This window comes from Streptomyces sp. 71268 (genome assembly GCF_029392895.1).
Taxonomy (GTDB): Bacteria; Actinomycetota; Actinomycetes; order Streptomycetales; family Streptomycetaceae; genus Streptomyces.
This window is the reverse complement of the sequence record NZ_CP114200.1, coordinates 5,952,586-5,971,406: the sequence shown is the minus strand read 5'-3', so window position 1 is coordinate 5,971,406 and position 18,821 is coordinate 5,952,586. Positions and strand designations below refer to the sequence as shown.

Genomic DNA, 18,821 nt, shown 5'->3' with positions numbered 1-18,821 from the left:
ACGTACGGAGTGAAGGCGCGTCGCGACCATGGCGGTTGCTGGCGGATGCATGGTGGGGAAAACCCGATGGCCGGTGCGGGTGCTGGGCCGCCGGGTGGCTTCCGTCCGGGGCGTACGCCTGCTGGGCGCGCGTTGCGGAGGGAAGCCTTCCGGGTCGACCCGGGCGCCGAAAAGTCGTTTGGTAAACTAATTACATACGACTTCTTGACTCCCCCTTGACCTCACCGTCGGGCCAACCTCTGGAGGAGCCATCGGACACGCGGACACCCTCATCGCGATGGGCGGGGCGTTTCTCGCCGCCGCCGTGCTCGCCCGCCTAGGTGCGCGGATCGGGCTGCCCACCATCCCCCTGTTCATCCTGGCCGGCATCCTGCTCGGGCCGAACACTCCGGGCTTCGTGCTGGTCGACGACCCGCACGAGCTGGAGATGCTCTCCGCGCTCGGCCTGGTACTGCTGCTGTTCTACCTCGGCCTCGAGTTCCACATGGACGACCTCAAGGCCGGCGGGCGCAAGATGGCGCTCGCGGGCGGCTCGTACCTCGCGCTCAACGTGGGCGCCGGCCTCGCCTTCGGCTTCCTGGTCGGCTGGGGCACGTCCGAGGCGCTGGTCCTGGCCGGGGTGCTGGGCATCTCGTCGTCGGCGATCGTCACCAAGGTCCTGGTGGACCTCGGGCGGATCGGCAACCCGGAGACCAAACCCATCCTCGGCATCATCGTCGTCGAGGACATCTTCCTGGCCCTGTACTTGGCGGCCCTCCAGCCGGTGATCTCCGGCGCGGACAGCATGTCGGCCGCCGCCGGGGACGCGGGCAAGGCGTTCGGCTTCCTGCTGCTGCTCGCGGCGATCGCCCGCTGGGGCATCGGCGTCATCGACAAGCTGATCTCCACCCGCGACAACGAGCTGCTGGTCATCTCCTTCCTCGGCGCGGCCGTCTTCGTGGCGGGGGTCTCCGAGTGGTTCGGGGTCGCGGACGCGATCGGCGCGTTCATGGTCGGCCTGATGCTGGGCAGCACCACCTCCGGCAACCGCATCCGGAAGCTGGTGCACCCGCTGCGCGACGCCTTCGGCGCGATCTTCTTCTTCGCCTTCGGCCTGTCCATCGACCCCGGCGACCTGCCGACGGTGCTGGTCCCGGTGCTGATCGCGGTGACGCTGACGATCGTGATGAACGTGTTCGCCGGGCTCGTGGCCGCGCGGCTCTACGGCTTCGGCGCCGGCCCGGCGGCGAACATCGCTACCGCGCTGCTGGCCCGTGGCGAGTTCGCGCTGATCCTGGCCACCATGGCGGCGGGCGCGGGGCTCGACGAGCGGCTGTCCCCGTTCATCGCCGGTTACGTGCTGATCCTCGCGGTGCTCAGCCCGCTGGCGGCCGGCAGCTCGCACTGGCTGGCCCGCTTCCTCCCGGGCGGCCGAGACGCGGAGGGGCCGGGGCAGGCCGCGCTCCAGGGCAGCGCGGTCGGCGGCTCGGGCGGGGCCGGTCGCGACAAGGGCACCGACCCCGGCTGAGCGGCGCCGGCCGAGCCGGCACGAGGGGCCGGGCGCGTACCGCACGCGCCCGGCCCCTCGTCGTTCCCCGACCTCTCGCAGCTCACCGGCCTCCCGCAGCTCACCGGCGCCGCGTGGCTCGGCTACTCGCGGCAGATCAGGAGCAGCGCCCGGTCGTCGTTGACGTCCTTGGCCACCGACTCGATCAGGTGCCAGGCCGCGCCCTGGAAGCCGCTGGCCACGTAGCGGTCCGCCTCGCCGGTCAGCCGGTCGATGCCGTCGGAGATGTCCCGCTCGGAGGTCTCCACCAGGCCGTCGGTGAAGAGCATGAGCACGTCGCCCGGGCGCAGGCTGCCCTTGATCGGGTCGAACGTCGCCCCGTCGTACACGCCGAGCAGCGGGCCCTCGGCCGCCATCTCGTCCCAGCGTCCGGAGCCCGCGTTCAGTTGCAGCGCGGGCGGATGGCCGGCCGAGTACAGCTCGTAGTCCCCGCTGTCCAGGTCGAGCACCAGGTGGATGGAGGTCGCGAAGCCCTCGTCCCAGTCCTGGCGCAGCAGGTAGCCGTTGGCGGCGGGCAGGAAGCCGTGCGGCGGCAGCGAGCCGAGCAGCCCGCCGAACGCGCCGGACAGCAGCAGCGCCCGCGACGCCGCGTCCATGCCCTTGCCGGAGACGTCGGTCAGCACCACTTCGAGGCTGCGCCCGCCGTTCGTGCGGGCCGCGACGACGAAGTCGCCCGAGAAGGACTGGCCACCGGCCGGGCGCAGCGACATCTCACGGTGCCAACCGCGCGGCAGCGTCGGCAGCTTGCTCTGCACCCGGATGCGTTCGCGCAGGTCGAAGAGCATGGTTCCGCCGCCGCGCCAGGGCACCCCGACCCGGCTGCGGAACTGCGCGATCACCAGCCCGAAGAAGCCCACCGCCGCGACGACCAGGATGGTGCCGGGGGTCACCCGGTCCTCGCCACCGACGTACGGCTCAAGGACCGCGGCCTCGATGATCAGCGCGGTGGCCGAGGCGGCGTACAGCGCGAGCAGGCTGGCCGGGCGCAGCAGCAGGCCGCCGGCGACGATCGGCAGGACCAGTACGGAGGGGTCGCACCAGTCGGGTTGGGCGATGGTGCTGGCCGCGATGGCCGGTACGGCCGCGAGCAGGACGGCCAGGGCCAGCCAGTCGGAGCCGTCGCCGCGGAAGTAGTCCACTCCGGCCTTGCGCACGCTGGTGCGCGCCCGGTGTAGCGCCTTGCGCATCCGGGCCGTCGCGGACTCCACACCTCCGGTCTTCATCGCATCGGGACCTTATCCACCCTCCACCATGCTCCGCACGTTTCTCCGACTCCGACGCTGAATCCGACGCTTCGCATGGTCGCCCCCGGCGCGACCACGGATGGCGCGCCTCGGGCCGCTGGCCGAGAAGGAAATCCTAAGCGAAATGCGATCGCCTGTGCGGGTACGTCGCGAAGATCACCACCGGGCCCACGGGGCCGCGCACCCGCGCGCGGGCGGCACCCGACGCGGGGCGGGCGGCGGCGCGTCGGGCCCGGCGGGCGCTAGCGGGGCTGGCACCCCGGGCACCAGAAGAGGTTGCGGGCGGCGAGTTCGGCGGTGCGGATCTCGCCGCCACAAATGTGGCAGGACTGCCTGGCCCTGCGGTACACGTACACCTCTCCCCCGTGGTCGTCCACGCGCGGCGGACGCCCCATGGCCTCGGGGAGGTGCTCGGGTCGCACCGTGTCGATGCGGTTGTTCCGGACGCCTTCGCGCATGAGGTAGACCAAGTCGGCCCAGATGGCGTCCCATTGCGACCGCGTCAGATCACGGCCGGCGCGGTACGGGTCGATGCCGTGTCGGAAGAGCACCTCGGCCCGGTACACGTTGCCCACCCCGGCGACGACCTTCTGGTCCATCAGCAGCGCGGCGACCGTGGACCGACTGCGGGAGATCCGCCGCCAGGCGACCTCGCCGTCCCCGCTCGGGTCCGCCGCCACCGGCCGGTCGGCCGGCCCGCGCGCCCGCAGCGGGTCGGGGCCAAGGCGCTCGTGTATCGCCTGCTTCTCCGCGTCGGTGATCAGCGCGCAGGTGGTGGGCCCGCGCAGGTCCGCGTACGCGTCGGGGTTGGCCAGGCGCAGCCGCACGGTGTCGGTGGGTGGCGGCGCGGGGGCCGGGCCGAAGGTGAGCTTGCCGAAGAGGCCGAGGTGGATGTGGACCCAGCCGGCGGCGGCGAAGCCGAGGAAGAGGTGCTTGCCGTGCGCGTCGGCGGCGGTCAGCGGCTGGCCGTCGACGAGCGCGGCGCCGTCGGCGAACTTGCCCTGTGGGCTGCTCGCCCGCACCGGTCGGTCGGCGAAGCGCTCCCGGTAGTCCGCCGCGAGGCGGTGGATCGTATGCCCCTCAGGCACGGCTGGGTTCCTCCGGCTGCCGCGGGCCGGTGGCGGCGCTTCGCCGTCCGGCCCGGGCCGCGCTTGGTCGGGGGCCGGGTGCGGGGCCCCGCGGATCGGGATGGGGTGGGCGCCCCGCGGCCGGCCGGGCGGGGCGGTGCGTCGCCGGGCCGGGCGCGGGGCGCTACGACCCGCCGCGCCTCAGGGCTGCGGGTGGTGGGCCGGGATGGCGGGCAGGGTGCCGGTCAGCTCGTACGACGAGAGCATGTCGATGCGGCGGGTGTGCCGCTCCTCGCCCGAGTACGGCGTGTCCAGGAAGGCCGCGACGAAGCTGGTGGCCTCGTCCAGGGTGTGCATCCGGGCGCCGACGCTGAGCACGTTGGCGTTGTTGTGCTCGCGGCCGAGGCGGGCGGTCTCCTCGCTCCAGGCCAGCGCGGCGCGCGCGCCCTTGACCTTGTTCGCGGCGATCTGCTCGCCGTTGCCGGAGCCGCCGATCACGATGCCGAGGCTGCCCTCGTCCGCGACGACGCGCTCGGCGGCGCGCAGGCAGAACGGCGGGTAGTCGTCCTGGGCGTCGTAGATGTGCGGGCCGCAGTCGACGGGCTCGTGGCCGGCCGCGGTGAGCCACTCCACGAGGTGGTTCTTGAGTTCATAGCCGGCATGGTCGGAGCCGAGGTACACGCGCATGTGCTGAGTGTGGCACGAGCGGTGGCGGGTAGGCGCGGACGGGTCCTGAACACCGAGTTCCCGTGCGCAACGATTTGGAATCGCTTCTTCCGCTCGGCTTCACCCTGAGTTTGAATGCCGAAGCCGCACAGCGCACCACCAAAGCTAAGGATCGTGCATGAGTACGCAGCCGCCCCCCGTCAGGGTCGACGGGGCCAAGGACGCACCCGGGGCCCCCGGTGACGCGTCCGGCGATGGCCTCAAGGCCGGCCTGAAGAACCGACACCTGTCGATGATCGCCATCGGCGGCGTGATCGGCGCCGGCCTGTTCGTGGGCTCCGGCGCCGGCATCGCCAAGGCCGGCCCCGGCATCCTCATCTCCTACGCCATCGCCGGCCTGCTGGTCGTCCTCGTGATGCGGATGCTCGGCGAGATGGCCGCGGCCGACCCGACCTCGGGGTCGTTCTCGGCCTACGCGGACCGGGCGCTCGGGCGCTGGGCCGGGTTCACCATCGGCTGGCTGTACTGGTTCTTCTGGGTCGTGGTGCTCGCCGTGGAGGCGACCGCGGCGGCGGCGATCCTCACCGAGTGGGTGTCCCCCATCCCGCAGTGGGCGTGGGCGCTCCTGGTGATGGTCGTGCTGACCGCGACGAACCTGGCCTCGGTCGGCTCGTACGGCGAGTTCGAGTTCTGGTTCGCCGGGATCAAGGTCGTGGCGATCGCGGCGTTCATCGTCATCGCCGGGCTCGCGGTCTTCGGCGTGCTGCCGGACACCGAGGCGGTGGGCACCTCGCACCTGACCGGCGACGGCGGCTTCCTGCCCAACGGCCCCGGCACCATCCTGTCGGGCATGCTCCTGGTCGTCTTCTCCTTCATGGGCAGCGAGATCGTCACGCTGGCCGCGGGCGAGTCCGCGGAGCCGGCGAAGATGGTCAGCCGGGCGACCAACAGCGTGATCTGGCGGATCGGCATCTTCTACCTGGGCTCGATCCTGCTCGTGGTGATGCTGCTGCCGTGGAACTCGCAGGCGCTCCTTGACGACGGCCCCTACGTCGCCGCGCTGAACGAGATCGGCATCGCCCACGCCGGGACGATCATGGACGTGATCGTGGTGACGGCCGTGCTGTCCTGTCTGAACTCGGGCCTGTACACGGCCTCCCGGATGGCCTTCTCGCTCGGCCAGCGCGGCGACGCGCCCGCGTCGTTCGCACGGGTGAACAAGCGGGGCGTGCCGGCCGCCGCGATCTGGTCCTCGGTGGCCTTCGGCTTCGTCGCCGTGATCTTCAACTACACCTCACCGGACACGGTCTTCGAGTTCCTGCTGAACTCCTCCGGCGCGGTGGCCCTGTTCGTGTGGATGGTGATCTGCTTCTCGCAGCTGCGGATGCGCCCGATCATCGAGCGCGAGATGCCCGAGCGGCACACGGTGCGGATGTGGCTCTACCCGTACCTGACGTACGCGACGATCGCGCTGATCATCTTCATCCTCGGCTACATGCTCTACGACGACGAGGGCCGCGAGATGATGGTGCTCTCGCTCGTGGTGGGCGCGTTGGTGCTGGTCACCAGCCTGGTCCTGGACCGCAGGCGGGGACGCGGCGCGTCGGCCACGGCGGCGGCCGGGCCGGCCGACGCGCCGGAGCCGGCCAAGGCCCCCGAGGTGCCCAAGCAGCGCGCCTGACCCGGCCGGGCCGCCGGTCGCGGCCCCCCTGACACCAGAGCGCCCCACCCGCCCGTCCGGGCCGGTGGGGCGCTCTCGTGTGAGCGTGGCCCGGCCCCGCCCGGGGCGGGGCCGGCGCGGGTGGGTCAGGAGCGGCGGTCCAGGAGGCGCCAGGCGGCGGGGAGCAGGCCCATGGCCAGGGCCACCTTGAGCGCGTCGCCGAGCAGGAACGGGGTCAGGCCGGCGGCGACCGCGTCGGTCAGCGACATGTTGGTGGCCAGCGCCAGGTAGGGCACGCCGACCGCGTAGATGATCGCGGAGCCCACCGCCATGGTGCCCACCGTGCGGACCATGCCGCGGTCGCCGCCGCGCCGGGCCAGCGCGCCGACCGCGGTGGCCGCGAGCATCATGCCGATGACGTAGCCGAAGGAGGGGGCGGCGGCGCCCGACTCGCCCTCCGCGAACCACGGCATGCCGGCCATCCCGACCAGGGCGTACACCAGCAGCGAGAGCAGGCCGCGGCCGGCGCCGAGGGACGCCCCGACCAGCAGCGCGGCGAAGGTCTGGCCGGTGACCGGCACCGGCGAGCCCGGTACGGGGACGGCTATCTGCGCGGCGACGCCGGTCAGCGCGGCGCCCCCGACGACCAGGGCGGCGTCCCGGGCGCGGGCGCGGCCGTCGGACGAGGCGTGCAGCAGGTCGGCCAGGACCGAGCCGGGCCGAGTGGCGGTGGAAACAGTGCTCAACGTTTCTCCCCGAGAAGAGTCAGGACGGTGCGGATGGCCGAAGCGGCGCGGCCACAGCGACGTTAACCCAGCCCCTACCACCCGCCCACCGTGTACCCGGTACAAACCCGCGAGCCGACTCCTGGCGGGAACCGCACTCGGCCCGCGGCCCGGCGCCACGCTGCGGGTTCGCCGTTTCGGCTGGTCGCGTGATGCTCATCACGAAGCGGCGGGCGGTGGATGGATCGTTTTGCTGTTCCTCGCATGCGGCGGCGAGACTGTGGGCTCCCACCAATACGAGAGTACGAGCGCGATGCACGACACACCCACGTCCGGCGCGGCCGGCACGGAAGAACCGCTGGCCGGTGGGCTCAAGCAGCGCCACATGACGATGCTCGGGCTCGGCGGGGTGATCGGCGCCGGGCTGTTCGTCGGCTCGGGCGCGGGCATCGCGGTGGCGGGGCCTGGCATCGTGCTCTCCTACCTGCTCGCGGGCGCGCTCGCGATGCTGGTGATGCGGATGCTGGGCGAGATGTCGGCGGCGATGCCCGCCTCGGGCGCCTTCTCGGTGCACGCCGAGCGCGCCCTCGGCCGCTGGGCCGGCTTCTCGGTGGGGTGGCTGTACTGGTTCCTGCTGGTCGTCGTGTTGGCCGTGGAGGCGACGGGGGCGGCGGGCATCGCGCACGGCTGGGTGCCGGAGGTGCCGCAGTGGGCGTGGGTGCTGCTGTTCATGGTGGTGTTCACGGCCGCCAACCTGGCGGCCGTGCGCAACTTCGGGGAGTTCGAGTTCTGGTTCGCCGCCCTCAAGGTGGGGGCGATCGTGCTGTTCCTGGCGCTCGGACTGCTGGCGATCTTCGGGATGCTGCCGGACACCGACGCGGTGGGCCTGACCAACCTGACCGGCCAGGGCGGCTTCCTGCCCGAGGGGTGGGGCGGCGTGGTCTCCGGCGTGCTCGCGGTGGTCTTCGCCTTCGGCGGCCTCGAGGTGGTGACGATCGCGGCGGCCGAGTCGGACGACCCGGCGCGCGCGGTGGGCCGGGCGGTGCGCAGCGCGGTGTGGCGCATCGTCTTCTTCTACATCGGCTCGATGCTGGTCATCGTGACCGTGCTGCCGTGGACGGACATGGCCCCCGGCAAGAGCCCGTACGTGGCGGTGCTCGACCACGTCGGCGTGCCGGCGGCCGGGCAGATCATGAACGTCGTGGTGTTCGTGGCGCTGCTGTCGGCGCTCAACGCCAACCTCTACGGCTCATCGCGGATGATCTTCTCCCTTGCGGAGCGCGGCGAGGCGCCGCGGGCGCTGCTGCGGGTGGGGTCCGGCGGCGTGCCGCGCCGGGCGGTGTTCGCCTCGGTGGCCTTCGGCTTCGTCTCGGTGCTGCTCAACCTGAAGTGGCCGGATTCCATCTTTCAGTACCTGCTGAACGCCGTTGGCGCGGTGCTGCTCTTCGTCTGGGCGCTGATCGCCGCCTCGCAGCTTCGGCTGCGCTCGCGGATGGACCCGGCCGAGGTGGCCGCGCTGCCGCTGCGCATGTGGGCCTTCCCGTGGCTGACGTGGGCGGCTCTGGTCGCGATGGCCGGCGTCCTGGTGCTCATGCTGACCGATGACGGTGCCCGCCCGCAGTTGCTGTGGTCGGCCGGAGCGACCGCCACCGTGTTGGCCGTCGCGGGTGTACGAGAAGTGGTCAAGCGGCGCGAAGCGGCCGAAGAGCAGCCAACCTGACGATCGGTCGGGCACGCTACGTAACGATGCCGTCTGCATATCGGACAGGGCTGTCCGAACTGTTGTCCTGAGCGGACACCGGCCCCACACTGGCAGCTTCATGCGCACGTCAGGGCTCTCACGGACTGGACCTTTATCACCATGAAGCGGACCCCCGCGTTCCCCGCATCGGAGCGCGAGCCAACCAAAGGGGTAACGGACGGCAACGAAGCCGCCGCTACCGATAGCGTCAATCTTGGCCACGGTCTCAAGCAGCGACATCTGTCGATGATCGCGCTGGGTGGCGTCATCGGTGCGGGCCTGTTCGTGGGCTCCGGCGCCGGCATCCGCGCGGCGGGGCCGGCCATCGTCCTGGCGTACGCCGCCTCGGGCCTGCTGGTGATGCTGGTCATGCGGATGCTGGGCGAGATGGCCGCGGCCAATCCGGCGTCCGGCTCGTTCTCGGTGCACGCCGAGCGCTCGCTCGGCCCGTGGGCCGGGTTCACCGCCGGCTGGATGTTCTGGATGCTGCTGTGCGTGGCGGTGGCCGCGGAGGCCATCGGCGCCGCCGACATCATGGTGGGCTGGTTCCCGGACACCGAGTCCTGGATGTGGGTCGCCCTGTTCATGGTGGTGTTCACCGGCACCAACCTGGCGGCGGTGAGCAACTTCGGCGAGTTCGAGTTCTGGTTCGCGGCCCTCAAGGTCGCCGCGATCGCCGCCTTCCTGATCCTCGGCGTCCTGGCCATCATGGGCGCGCTGCCCGGCACCGACGCGCCGGGCACCGACAACCTCACCGGCGACGGCGGCTTCCTGCCCAACGGCGTGGACGGCCTGGTCGTCGGCCTGCTGGCCTCGGTGTTCGCCTTCGGTGGTCTGGAGACGGTCACCATCGCCGCCGCCGAGTCCGAGCACCCCCGCAAGGGCGTCGCCAAGGCCGTGCGCACCGCGATGTGGCGGATCGGCCTCTTCTACGTCGGCTCGATGCTGGTCATCGTCACGCTCATCCCGTGGGACGACATGGCGGTGGTCAACGACGGCCCGTACGTGGCGGTGCTGAACCACATCGACATCCCGGCGGCCGGCGACACGATGAACGTCATCGTCCTGGTGGCGCTGCTCTCGGCGATGAACGCCAACATCTACGGCGCCTCGCGCATGGCGTACTCGCTGGTCGCGCGCGGCCAGGGGCCGCGCTTCCTGAAGACGGTCAGCAACCGGGTGCCGCGCCGCGCGGTGGTCGCCTCGGCCGCGTTCGGCTTCCTGGCGGTGCTGTTCAACTACTGGTGGCCCGAGACGATCTTCAAGTGGCTGCTGAACATGGTCGGCGCGGCCGTGCTCGTGGTGTGGGGCTTCATCGCCGCGGCCCAACTGCGCATGCGGCGCCAGTTGGAGCGCGAGGCGCCGGACAAGCTCATCGTGCGCATGTGGCTCTTCCCGTACCTGACCTGGGTGGCGCTGATCGCCACGGTCGGCGTGCTGCTGCTGATGCTCCGTGAGGACGACACCCGCACGCAGCTCTTCTTCACCGCGGGGCTCGCGGTGGTCTTCGCCGTCATCGGCTACGTACGGCAGCGCGCGGCGGGCCAGGCCGGCGGCGTGGACGCCGCCGCCGTCGTGGCCGCCGCCAAGGCCGACGCGGACACCCCCGTCGCCTCCGGCGAGCCGGGCGGCAGGGCCGAGGCGCCCAAGGACGGGCCGAGCAGCTAGCGCGACACTCTTTCGACTGATCCACCCCGGCGCCGTCCGGGCCCGCTCGAAGCGGGCCCGGACGGCGCCGGCGCGTGGTGCGCGGCCCCGGCTGAAGGGGTGGCGGCGTACGACGGAGGCGGGATGGTCCCTCAGACCGGGGGACCACCCCGCCTCCGTCTTTTGGACCAGGTCAACGCCGCTCCGTGGCGCGAAATGGTCTTGCTGGTAGCGTGCACCTGCAAGTTAATTGCAATAAGCAGTCGGAGGGCTCGGCATGGCCATCTACACACTTCCTGAACTTCCGTACGACTACTCGGCGCTGGCACCGGTGATCAGCCCCGAGATCATCGAGCTGCACCACGACAAGCACCACGCCGCCTACGTCAAGGGCGCCAACGACACCGTGGAGCAGCTCGCGGAGGCGCGGGACAAGGACCAGTGGGGCGCGATCAACGGCCTGGAGAAGAACCTGGCCTTCCACTTGTCCGGGCACATCCTGCACAGCATCTACTGGCACAACATGACCGGTGAGGGCGGCGGCGAGCCGCTGGACAAGGACGGCGTGGGTGACCTGGCCGACGCCATCACCGAGTCCTTCGGCTCCTTCGCGAAGTTCAAGGCCCACCTGACCAAGGCGGCGGCCACCACCCAGGGTTCGGGCTGGGGCGTGCTGGCGTACGAGCCGGTCAGCGGCCGGCTCGTGGTCGAGCAGGTCTACGACCACCAGGGCAACGTCGGCCAGGGCTCGGTGCCCATCCTGGTCTTCGACGCCTGGGAGCACGCCTTCTACCTGCAGTACAAGAACCAGAAGGTGGACTTCATCGAGGCGATGTGGCAGGTCGTCAACTGGCAGGACGTGGCCAAGCGCTACCGCTCCGCCACCGAGCGGGCCGGCAACCTGCTGCTCGCCCCCTGAGCCGCGGCCGCGGCGGAAGCGCGGGCGGCACGCCGCCGGCTCCCGCGCGCCGGCCGCCCCCGACCTCCTGCTGACGTGATCGTCTTCTCACCCTTCACGTAGGCGGGCGGAAAAAGGCAGGGCCCCCACGCGATCGACGCGCGTGGGGGCCCTGTCGTGCCCGACCCTCCCACACGTCCCACGGGTCCCGCCGCACCCGTCCACGGGCCCGCCGTGCCGCGCCCCCGCGCGTCACCAGCTTCCATTCCCTCCCTTTATCACCTCCGTGCATCACGCATGAAATGATTCCTGCTGACCTACACATGAGACGAAGACGAGGGAGTCCCGTCGTGCCCGGTGAGAACCTGACCCGTGAAGAGGCCCGTACCCGGGCCGAGCTGCTCACCGTGGACGCGTACGACATCGCGCTCGACGTGCGCGGTGCCGTCGGGGCCCAGGAGGGCGACGGGCCGCGCACCTTCCGTTCGGTCACCACCATCCGGTTCCGCTGCGCCACCGAGGGCGCCGACTCCTTCGCGGATCTGCTCGCCCCCTCGATCACCTCGCTCACCCTGAACGGGCGCGCGCTCGACGTCTCCGAGGTCTACGACGGGTCCCGGATCGCGCTGACCGGCCTGGCCGCGGAGAACACGCTGACCGTGGACGCGCGGTGCGCGTACAGCAAGACCGGCCAGGGCCTGCACCGTTTCGTGGACCCCGAGGACGGCGAGGTCTACCTCTACACGCACTTCGAGCCGGCCGACTCGCGCCGGGTCTTCGCCAACTTCGAGCAGCCCGACCTGAAGGCCCCCTTCACCTTCGCGGTGACCGCGCCCGAGGGCTGGACGGTGCTCAGCAACGGCGAGCGGGACGGCGAGAGCACCCCGGCCGAGGGCGGCGGCACGCACACCCGCTTCGTGCCGACCAGGCCGATCTCCACGTACATCACCGCCGTCGTCGCCGGCCCGTACCACTACGAGCGCGACCACTACAGCCGGACCCTGCCCGACGGCAGCACGCTGGAGATCCCGCTGGGCGCGCTCTGCCGCAAGGGGCTGGCCAGGCACTTCGACGCGGACGACATCTTCACCGTCACCAAGCAGGGGCTCGACTTCTTCCACGAGCGGTTCGACTACCCGTACCCGTTCGGCAAGTACGACCAGGCGTTCGTGCCCGAGTACAACATCGGCGCGATGGAGAACCCGGGCTGCGTCACCTTCCGCGAGGAGTACATCTTCCGGGGCAGGGTCACCCAGGCGTCCTACGAGGCCCGCAGCAACACCCTGCTGCACGAGATGGCCCACATGTGGTTCGGCGACCTGGTCACCATGGAGTGGTGGGACGACCTGTGGCTCAAGGAGTCCTTCGCCGACTTCATGGGCGCCTACGCGCTGGTCGGCGCCACCCGCTTCACCGACGGCTGGATCACCTTCGCCAACCGCCGCAAGAGCTGGGCCTACCGCGCCGACCAGCTCTCCTCCACGCACCCGGTCACCGCCGACATCCGGGACCTGGAGGACGCCAAGCTCAACTTCGACGGCATCACGTACGCCAAGGGCGCCTCGGTGCTCAAGCAACTGGTGGCCTACGTCGGCGAGGAGGCGTTCCTCGAAGGCGCCCGCCGCTACTTCAAGCGGCACGCCTACGGCAACACCACCCTGGGCGACCTGCTCTCGGTGCTCCAGGAGACCTCGGGCCGGGATATGGCAGCCTGGTCCGCGGCCTGGCTCCAGACCGCCGGCGTCAACGCGCTCACCCCGCAGGCCACCTACGACGCGCAGGACAGGATCACCGAGCTGGCCGTGTTCCAGGAGGCCGCCGACTCGCACCCGACGCTGCGCCCGCACCGCGTGGCCGTCGGCCTCTACCGGCGCGCGGACGGCGCCCTGACCCGGTACGCGCGGGCCGAGGTGGACGTGGCGGGCCCGCGCACCGTCGTCAGCGAGCTGGCCGGCCTGGAGCGGCCCGACCTGATCCTGGTCAACGACGAGGACCTGACGTACTGCAAGATCCGCTTCGACGAGGGCTCGCTCGCCACCCTGCGCGGGCACCTCGGCGAGCTGACCGACCCCATGGCGCGCGCCCTGTGCTGGTCCGCGCTGTGGAACCTGACCCGGGACGCGCTCATGCCGGCCCGCGACTTCCTCGCCCTGGTCGAGGCGTTCGCCGGCGCCGAGACCGACATCGGCGTGTTGCAGATGGTGCAGTCGTGGGCCGGTTCGGCGCTGGCCCACTACACGGCGCCCGCCGCGCGCGAGGCCGCCGGTCAGGCGCTGGCCCAGGGCGCGCTGCGCGAGCTGCGGCAGGCGGAGCCGGGCAGCGGCCACCAACTGGCCTGGGCCCGCTTCTTCGCCGGTGCCGCCTCCGCCGAGGCCGACCTGCAGCTCCTGGACGGCCTGCTCGCCGGCAACGCGAAGATCGACGGCCTGGACGTGGACCAGGAGCTGCGCTGGACGTTCCTGGCCCAGCTCGCCGCGCACGGCGCCGCCGACGCGGAGCGCGTCGACGCCGAGCTGGCCCGCGACGACACCGCGTCCGGCAAGCGGCACCAGGTGCGCTGCCTGACCGCGCGCCCGTCGGCCGAGGTCAAGGCCGCGGCGTGGGAGTCGGTCGTGGAGCGCGACGAGCTGTCCAACGCGCTGGTGGAGGCCACCATCGCCGGCTTCGGGCAGTCGCACCAGCGCGCGCTGCTCGCCCCGTTCGCGCCCCGGTACCTGGCGGCCCTGGAGCGGGTGTGGCGGGAGCGGTCCATCGAGATCGGCATGTCCATCGTGACGGGCCTCTTCCCGATCCAGCAGGGCGACCAGGCCACGCTGGACGCCGTGGAGGGCTGGCTGACCGAGCACCCGGACGCCGCCCCGGCCCTGCGCCGGCTGGTCGCCGAGGGCCGCGACGACCTGGCGCGCGCGGTGCGCGCCCAGTCCCGCGACGCCGCCTGAACGAGGCGTCGCGCGGCGAGACGTAGCTCCGTGTGACGTAGCCGAGCGCGGCCGGGGGCCGGCCGGGGGTGTTCTCCCGGCCGGCCCCCGCGGCGTGTGGGGCCGCGCGCCTTCGCGGGTACGGGCACGGCTCGCCCTCGCGGGTACGGGAACCGCCCGCTCTCGCGCGGGGCGGGGGCCGCCCTTGCCCGGGGAGTATGCCGAGCTACCCGAATATGTCAGCGATGCTCGAACTTTTGCGCTTTGGTGCAGTGTTGTACCAATTTTCCGTCAGTTCTGTCACGGCGCTGACCCGCCGCCCCGGGGCGCGGGAGCCTGCGGGGCATGACCGCTGACTTCACCGCCCCGCGCGATGCCGCCACGCCTCGCCCCCTCGGCCACCTGTCCGCCACCCAGCGCCGCGTTCTGACCGAGCGCCAGTTGCGGGAGCACGGGGTGCCGGCGGCCCTGGTCGCCGAGCGCGGCCGGGCCGGCGGCCCCTGGCAGCAACTCCTGCCCGGCGTCTACCTGTTGCATCCGGGCCGGCCCAGCGGCGAGGAGCGGGCGGAGGCCGCGCTGCTGTACGCGGCACCACCGGGCGCGGGCCCCGGGCCGTACCCGCCGGCCGTGGTGACCGGGGCGGCGGCGCTCGCGCTGCACGGGTTCACCACCCTGCCGCCGCTGGCCGGCCTCGACCGCATCGACGTCCTGGTGGGCCACGCGTGGCGGCCGCGCTCGACGGCCTTCGTCCACCTGCTCCGCACGGCCGCGCTCCCCCGCCCGCAGCACGTCGCCGGCCTGCCGGTGGCCCCGGTGCCGCGCGCGCTCGCGGACCTCGTCCGCGACCTGCGCAGCGCCGACGAGGTGCGCGCGGTGTTGGTGGAGGCCGTGCGCGGCAAGCACTGCGAGGCGAGCGTCCTGGTACGGGAGTTGGCCCTGGCCCGCCTGCTGGACCAGCCGCAGGTGGCGGGCGCGATCGAGGGCCTGATGGCCGAGGGCCGCGCGGTCGCCGAGGGGCTGCTCTACCGGATGGTGCGCGAGTACCGGCTGCCGGAGCCGCTGTGGAACGTGGGGCTGAGCCTGCCGGGCGGCGTTTACCTGGCCGGCGTCGACGCTTACTGGCCGCGGCAGGCCGTGGCCGTCGAGCTGGTGGCGCGCGAGCCACGGGTGGACGGGCGCGCCCCCTGGCCACGGGACGCGTGTCGCCGCGAGCACCTGGCGGGCCTTGGCATCACGGCCATCCAGGTCACCGCGCGGCGGCTGCGGGGCGGCCTGGAGCGGCAGGCCGCGATCGTACGGACCGCGCTGATGGCGTCCGTCGATCGCGAGCCCGCCACCTCCCTCGTCATCCTGCCGCGTTGACCCGCGGCGCCAGGCTGGCGTGCCGGCCCTGCTCGACGGTGCGCACCACGCGCTCGCTCCCCTTCGGGGCGGCCCCGCGCGCGGCGTCGGCGCGGGCGGAGCCTGCGGTAGCGGCGTCGGTGGCGCCACCGGTTGTGCCGCAGAACTCCGCATCCACCACGGCCATGCCCTGGCCGGTCCAGTCGGCGTTGAGGTTCAGCGCGATCTGGTGGCGGCCGTCCTCGCTGGAGAAGGCGTACGAGGACGAGCCGTTGATGCCGCCGTCGTGGCCCCAGACCGTGGTGTCGCAGGACAGGCGCAGCTCGGCCACGCCGAGCCCGTACCGCAGCGGCACGTCCTCGCCGACCGGCACGGTGGTCTTCATCTCGGCCAGCGCCGCCCGGGGCAGCAGCCTGCCCTGGAGGAGGGCGGCGTAGAAGCGGTTGAGGTCGGCCGAGGTGGAGATGGCCTCGCCGGCCGCCCAGCCCCAGGAGGGGTTGAGCAGGGTGGTGTCGTGGATCTTCCCCCGCGGGTCGTCGGGGAACTTGCTGTAGCCGCGCCCGTGCGGCCGCGGCATGCTCGCCCTGGTGCCGGGCAGGGTGGTCGAGCGCAATCCCAGCGGCTTGATGATGCGCTGCCTGACCTGCGTGGCGTACGGGGTGCCGGTCACCTTCTCGATGATCAGGCCGGCCAGCATGTAGTTGGTGTTGGAGTAGTTCCAGCCGGTCCCGGGCTTGAAGTCGGCCTTGTGGCGCATGGCGATGGCGATGGCGTCGCGCGGCGTCAGCGTGTCGTAGCGGTGCTTGAGGAAGCCCACGCCCAGGTAGGTCTTCCCGAACTCCGCGTCGGCGGTGTAGTTGAAGATCCCGCTGGTGTGGTTGAGGAGTTGGCGGACCGTGATCGCGCGGCCGTCGTGGCCGTTGCCGCGCACGAGGCCCGGCAGGTAGGTGTCGACCGACGCGTCCAGGTCGACCTTCCCCTCGGCCTGCAACTGGAGCAGCACGGTCGCCGTGAACGTCTTGGTGATGCTGGCGATCCGGTACCGGTCGTGCTCGCCACGCGGCTTGCCCGTCCTCAGGTTCGCCACGCCCGCGTCGCCGTTCCACACCCCGTGCTCGTCGCGCGCCTGCGCCAGCGCCCCGGGCACGCCGGCCTCGTCGACCTGCGCCTCGAGCGCGGCCCGCGTCGCCGCGTGCCCGGCCTCCCGCGCCGCGCCGCCCCGGCTGCCGTCGGTCGCGCCCGCGACGGGCGCGCTCAGCACCGCGGCGCCCAACGCGGCGACCGCGGTCGCCCCCACCACGACGGTTCGTATCGCCCGTGCCCGCATCCGCGATCACCCTCTTCTCCGCGCGTCACCGCGCGTTGTCCGCCTCGCGTTCTCGCTGTCGTGAGGACATGACGTCGGGCGCGCCGGGAGGGTTGATCAACTGGGCGGCGCCGTGCGCCGCGTCACACCGTCCGGCGCCACGCCCTGGCGATACCCGAGCCGTGGCGCCGCGCCGTGGGCCGCTACTACCGCTTGCGCAGCAGCAGTTCGGCGTTGCGGTCGTGCGGGTCGCCGGCGAGCGCGGTGCTGCGGCCCGGGGCGTTGAAGGCCAACTCGCGGTAGAGGGCGGCCAGGCCGGTCTGGGAGAGGTCGGTGTGGTCCGCGCGGTACGGGGCGGCGGACTCGATGAGGGTGGTGAACAGCGACAGGGTGCCGTCCCGGTTGTCCACCAGCTCGATGACGCGGGCCAGTTGGGGGAAGTCCACATGGGACGCGGTGGTGATCTCCCAGAACGTCTTGCGCGGGGTGATCTCGTTCTTGTGGCTGTGCCCGTTGATCCAGGCGACCACCTGCGGGTGGCGCTGGAAGAGGGCCACCAGCTCCGCGCCGCTGTGCCGGGCCTCCTTCGGCCGGGCCGGGTCGCGGTTCATGTTCTTCATGCTGCGGCTGTAGTGGTGGCTGAAGACGATGACGTGCTGGTCGCGGTGTGCCTTCAGGGTCCGCTCCAGCCAGCGCAGTTGGGCGGTGCCGACGGAGCCGGTGTAGTGGCCGCCCGGGTCGGTGGAGTCCAGGCTGACGCCGATGACGTCGGCGGAGATGCGGAACGTGTAGTAGAGGGTGCCCGCCTCCAGGTTGGCGCGGGTGTAGCCGTGGCCGACCGGGCCGGCACCGGTGTGCCGCGGGTCGAGGTGGGCGGCCAGGTACTCGCGGGGCGTGAAGGGCGCGCGCCGCTCGTCGGGGGTGACGGTGCGCATCCCCTTCGCGTGCGTGCGCAGCAGCTCACGCATCCGCTTGCCGGTGGGGTCGGCACCCACCTTCTCGGCCTCGGCGAGCTTCTTCGCGTCGGCGGCGGGGATGAGTTGGATCTTGCGCCGCCCGGTGGCGAAGTCGGCGAGGAAGCCGCCGCCGAAGGCGTAGGAGCCGCCGTTGAGGTCGTCGTGGTTGCCGATGGTGGAGTACCAGGGCATCCGCAGCCCGGGGCTGTTGACCTCGCGCAGCGCGGCCTTGAGGAAGCCGTCCAGGCGGGGGAAGCCGAGCTTCTTGTCGGCGTCGCGCAGCGCGCTGTCCGGGTGCCAGAACTCGCGCAGGCCGCTGTCCTGGACGCCCTCGTAGCGGCGCGGGTCACCGGTGTTGGGGGTGATCCGGCCGCCGCTCATGGCGGTCAGGAACCAGTCCAGCTCGACCTTCGCGTTGTTGTCGGTGTTGTCGCCGGTGGTCATCGCGAAGGAGAGCGGGGCGCCGGTCGCCGGGCCGTACCGCAGCGCGTTGACCCGCTCGACGAGCGAGACGGCGCCGACGACGGTCAGCGCCTCGTGCGGACGCCAGGCGCTGACCCGGCCCGAGCGCAGGAACTCGTACCGCAGCGGGTGCTGCACGTCGGTCAGGTGCAGGTCGGTGAGTTGTACGAAGGAGGCGAGCGTGGTGCGCCGGTCGGCCCGCCCGGCCTTGGCGGCGGCCAGCTCGCCGCGCACCGTGCGGGCCCAGCCGGGCCCCTCGCCCAGCCGCCGGTACGCGCCGGTGCCGCGCGGGGTGGCGACGCCGCGCAGCGTGGTGCCGGCGGCCGACGGCCGCGCCGGGGCGGCGGGCACGGGGGCGGCGCGGCGCTCGACGTCGGGGACGGTCGGCGCCGGGGACGGGGAGGCGGTGGCCGAACCGGAGTGGGGCCCGAAGGCGAGGCCGAGCCCGACGGCGGCGCCGGTGCCCCCGGCCGCGGCCAGCAGGGTGCGGCGGTTGACCGCGGCGACCGCCGAGGTGGCGGCGTCGGCGGCGGAGCGGATACGGGACCGGGCGGTACGGGACATGCGCGCTCTCCCCGATTCGATGCGCGGAAGCGGTACGGACGTTCGGTGCGGTTCGTGCGGTGCGGGCCTGCGGTGTGGAC

General features: G+C 72.4%; 13 protein-coding genes. 7 read left to right on the top strand and 6 right to left on the bottom strand.

Annotation, left to right across the window (positions count from 1 at the left end; genetic code table 11):
* Positions 1 to 277: 277 nt before the first annotated feature.
* Positions 278 to 1,507, top strand: a complete 1,230-nt coding sequence (locus OYE22_RS23635) for a cation:proton antiporter (protein ID WP_277322274.1) — start codon at positions 278 to 280, stop codon at positions 1,505 to 1,507.
* A gap of 122 nt (positions 1,508 to 1,629) precedes the next feature.
* Here the strand turns inward: OYE22_RS23635 and OYE22_RS23630 are convergent, their stop codons facing one another.
* The 3 genes from OYE22_RS23630 to OYE22_RS23620 all read right to left on the bottom strand — a co-directional run bounded on the left by OYE22_RS23630 (position 1,630) and on the right by OYE22_RS23620 (position 4,544).
* Positions 1,630 to 2,769, bottom strand: a complete 1,140-nt coding sequence (locus OYE22_RS23630) for a PP2C family protein-serine/threonine phosphatase (RefSeq protein ID WP_277322273.1) — start codon at positions 2,767 to 2,769, stop codon at positions 1,630 to 1,632.
* Between the two features lie 263 nt (positions 2,770 to 3,032).
* Complete coding sequence (locus OYE22_RS23625; RefSeq protein ID WP_277322272.1) at positions 3,033 to 3,878, bottom strand: DNA-formamidopyrimidine glycosylase family protein; 846 nt, start codon at positions 3,876 to 3,878, stop codon at positions 3,033 to 3,035.
* A 180-nt stretch (positions 3,879 to 4,058) separates the two neighbouring features.
* Positions 4,059 to 4,544, bottom strand: a complete 486-nt coding sequence (locus tag OYE22_RS23620; protein WP_277322271.1) for a ribose-5-phosphate isomerase — start codon at positions 4,542 to 4,544, stop codon at positions 4,059 to 4,061.
* A gap of 157 nt (positions 4,545 to 4,701) precedes the next feature.
* Between OYE22_RS23620 and OYE22_RS23615 the strand changes: the two genes are divergently transcribed.
* Positions 4,702 to 6,204: an amino acid permease gene (locus tag OYE22_RS23615; RefSeq protein WP_277322270.1), complete on the top strand. Its 1,503-nt coding sequence runs from the start codon at positions 4,702 to 4,704 to the stop codon at positions 6,202 to 6,204.
* A gap of 125 nt (positions 6,205 to 6,329) precedes the next feature.
* Here the strand turns inward: OYE22_RS23615 and OYE22_RS23610 are convergent, their stop codons facing one another.
* Positions 6,330 to 6,929: a biotin transporter BioY gene (locus OYE22_RS23610; RefSeq protein ID WP_277322269.1), complete on the bottom strand. Its 600-nt coding sequence runs from the start codon at positions 6,927 to 6,929 to the stop codon at positions 6,330 to 6,332.
* Between the two features lie 292 nt (positions 6,930 to 7,221).
* Between OYE22_RS23610 and OYE22_RS23605 the strand changes: the two genes are divergently transcribed.
* From OYE22_RS23605 to OYE22_RS23585, 5 genes are all read left to right on the top strand, one after another.
* Positions 7,222 to 8,628: an amino acid permease gene (locus OYE22_RS23605; RefSeq protein ID WP_277322268.1), complete on the top strand. Its 1,407-nt coding sequence runs from the start codon at positions 7,222 to 7,224 to the stop codon at positions 8,626 to 8,628.
* A gap of 267 nt (positions 8,629 to 8,895) precedes the next feature.
* Positions 8,896 to 10,317, top strand: a complete 1,422-nt coding sequence (locus OYE22_RS23600; protein WP_277322267.1) for an amino acid permease — start codon at positions 8,896 to 8,898, stop codon at positions 10,315 to 10,317.
* Positions 10,318 to 10,573: 256 nt separating this feature from the next.
* On the top strand, positions 10,574 to 11,215 hold the full coding sequence (locus OYE22_RS23595) for a superoxide dismutase (RefSeq protein WP_176161617.1): 642 nt from the start codon (positions 10,574 to 10,576) through the stop codon (positions 11,213 to 11,215).
* A 329-nt stretch (positions 11,216 to 11,544) separates the two neighbouring features.
* Entirely contained in the window at positions 11,545 to 14,133 is a 2,589-nt protein-coding gene (pepN, locus tag OYE22_RS23590; RefSeq protein WP_277322266.1) for an aminopeptidase N, read from the top strand.
* 324 nt (positions 14,134 to 14,457) lie between these two features.
* Positions 14,458 to 15,474, top strand: coding sequence for a hypothetical protein (locus OYE22_RS23585; protein ID WP_277322265.1), 1,017 nt, complete (start codon positions 14,458 to 14,460; stop codon positions 15,472 to 15,474).
* Here the strand turns inward: OYE22_RS23585 and OYE22_RS23580 are convergent.
* Both OYE22_RS23580 and OYE22_RS23575 read right to left on the bottom strand, forming a co-directional pair.
* The gene (locus OYE22_RS23580) at positions 15,458 to 16,750 is read right to left on the bottom strand and encodes a serine hydrolase domain-containing protein (protein ID WP_277322264.1); all 1,293 of its coding nucleotides are present in this window, start codon (positions 16,748 to 16,750) and stop codon (positions 15,458 to 15,460) included. The genes OYE22_RS23585 and OYE22_RS23580 overlap by 17 nt on opposite strands.
* Positions 16,751 to 16,965: 215 nt before the next feature.
* Positions 16,966 to 18,741, bottom strand: a complete 1,776-nt coding sequence (locus OYE22_RS23575; protein ID WP_277322263.1) for a TIGR03767 family metallophosphoesterase — start codon at positions 18,739 to 18,741, stop codon at positions 16,966 to 16,968.
* Positions 18,742 to 18,821 lie beyond the last annotated feature (80 nt).

Coding starts and splice junctions, on each gene's coding strand:
- OYE22_RS23635 (WP_277322274.1), top strand. CDS start 278: ATGGGCGGGGCGTTTCTCGCCGCCGCCGTGCTCGCCCGCCTAGGTGCG.
- OYE22_RS23630 (WP_277322273.1), bottom strand. CDS start 2,769: ATGAAGACCGGAGGTGTGGAGTCCGCGACGGCCCGGATGCGCAAGGCG.
- OYE22_RS23615 (WP_277322270.1), top strand. CDS start 4,702: ATGAGTACGCAGCCGCCCCCCGTCAGGGTCGACGGGGCCAAGGACGCA.
- OYE22_RS23600 (WP_277322267.1), top strand. CDS start 8,896: ATGATCGCGCTGGGTGGCGTCATCGGTGCGGGCCTGTTCGTGGGCTCC.
- OYE22_RS23620 (WP_277322271.1), bottom strand. CDS start 4,544: ATGCGCGTGTACCTCGGCTCCGACCATGCCGGCTATGAACTCAAGAAC.
- OYE22_RS23575 (WP_277322263.1), bottom strand. CDS start 18,741: ATGTCCCGTACCGCCCGGTCCCGTATCCGCTCCGCCGCCGACGCCGCC.
- OYE22_RS23605 (WP_277322268.1), top strand. CDS start 7,222: ATGCACGACACACCCACGTCCGGCGCGGCCGGCACGGAAGAACCGCTG.
- OYE22_RS23585 (WP_277322265.1), top strand. CDS start 14,458: ATGACCGCTGACTTCACCGCCCCGCGCGATGCCGCCACGCCTCGCCCC.
- OYE22_RS23595 (WP_176161617.1), top strand. CDS start 10,574: ATGGCCATCTACACACTTCCTGAACTTCCGTACGACTACTCGGCGCTG.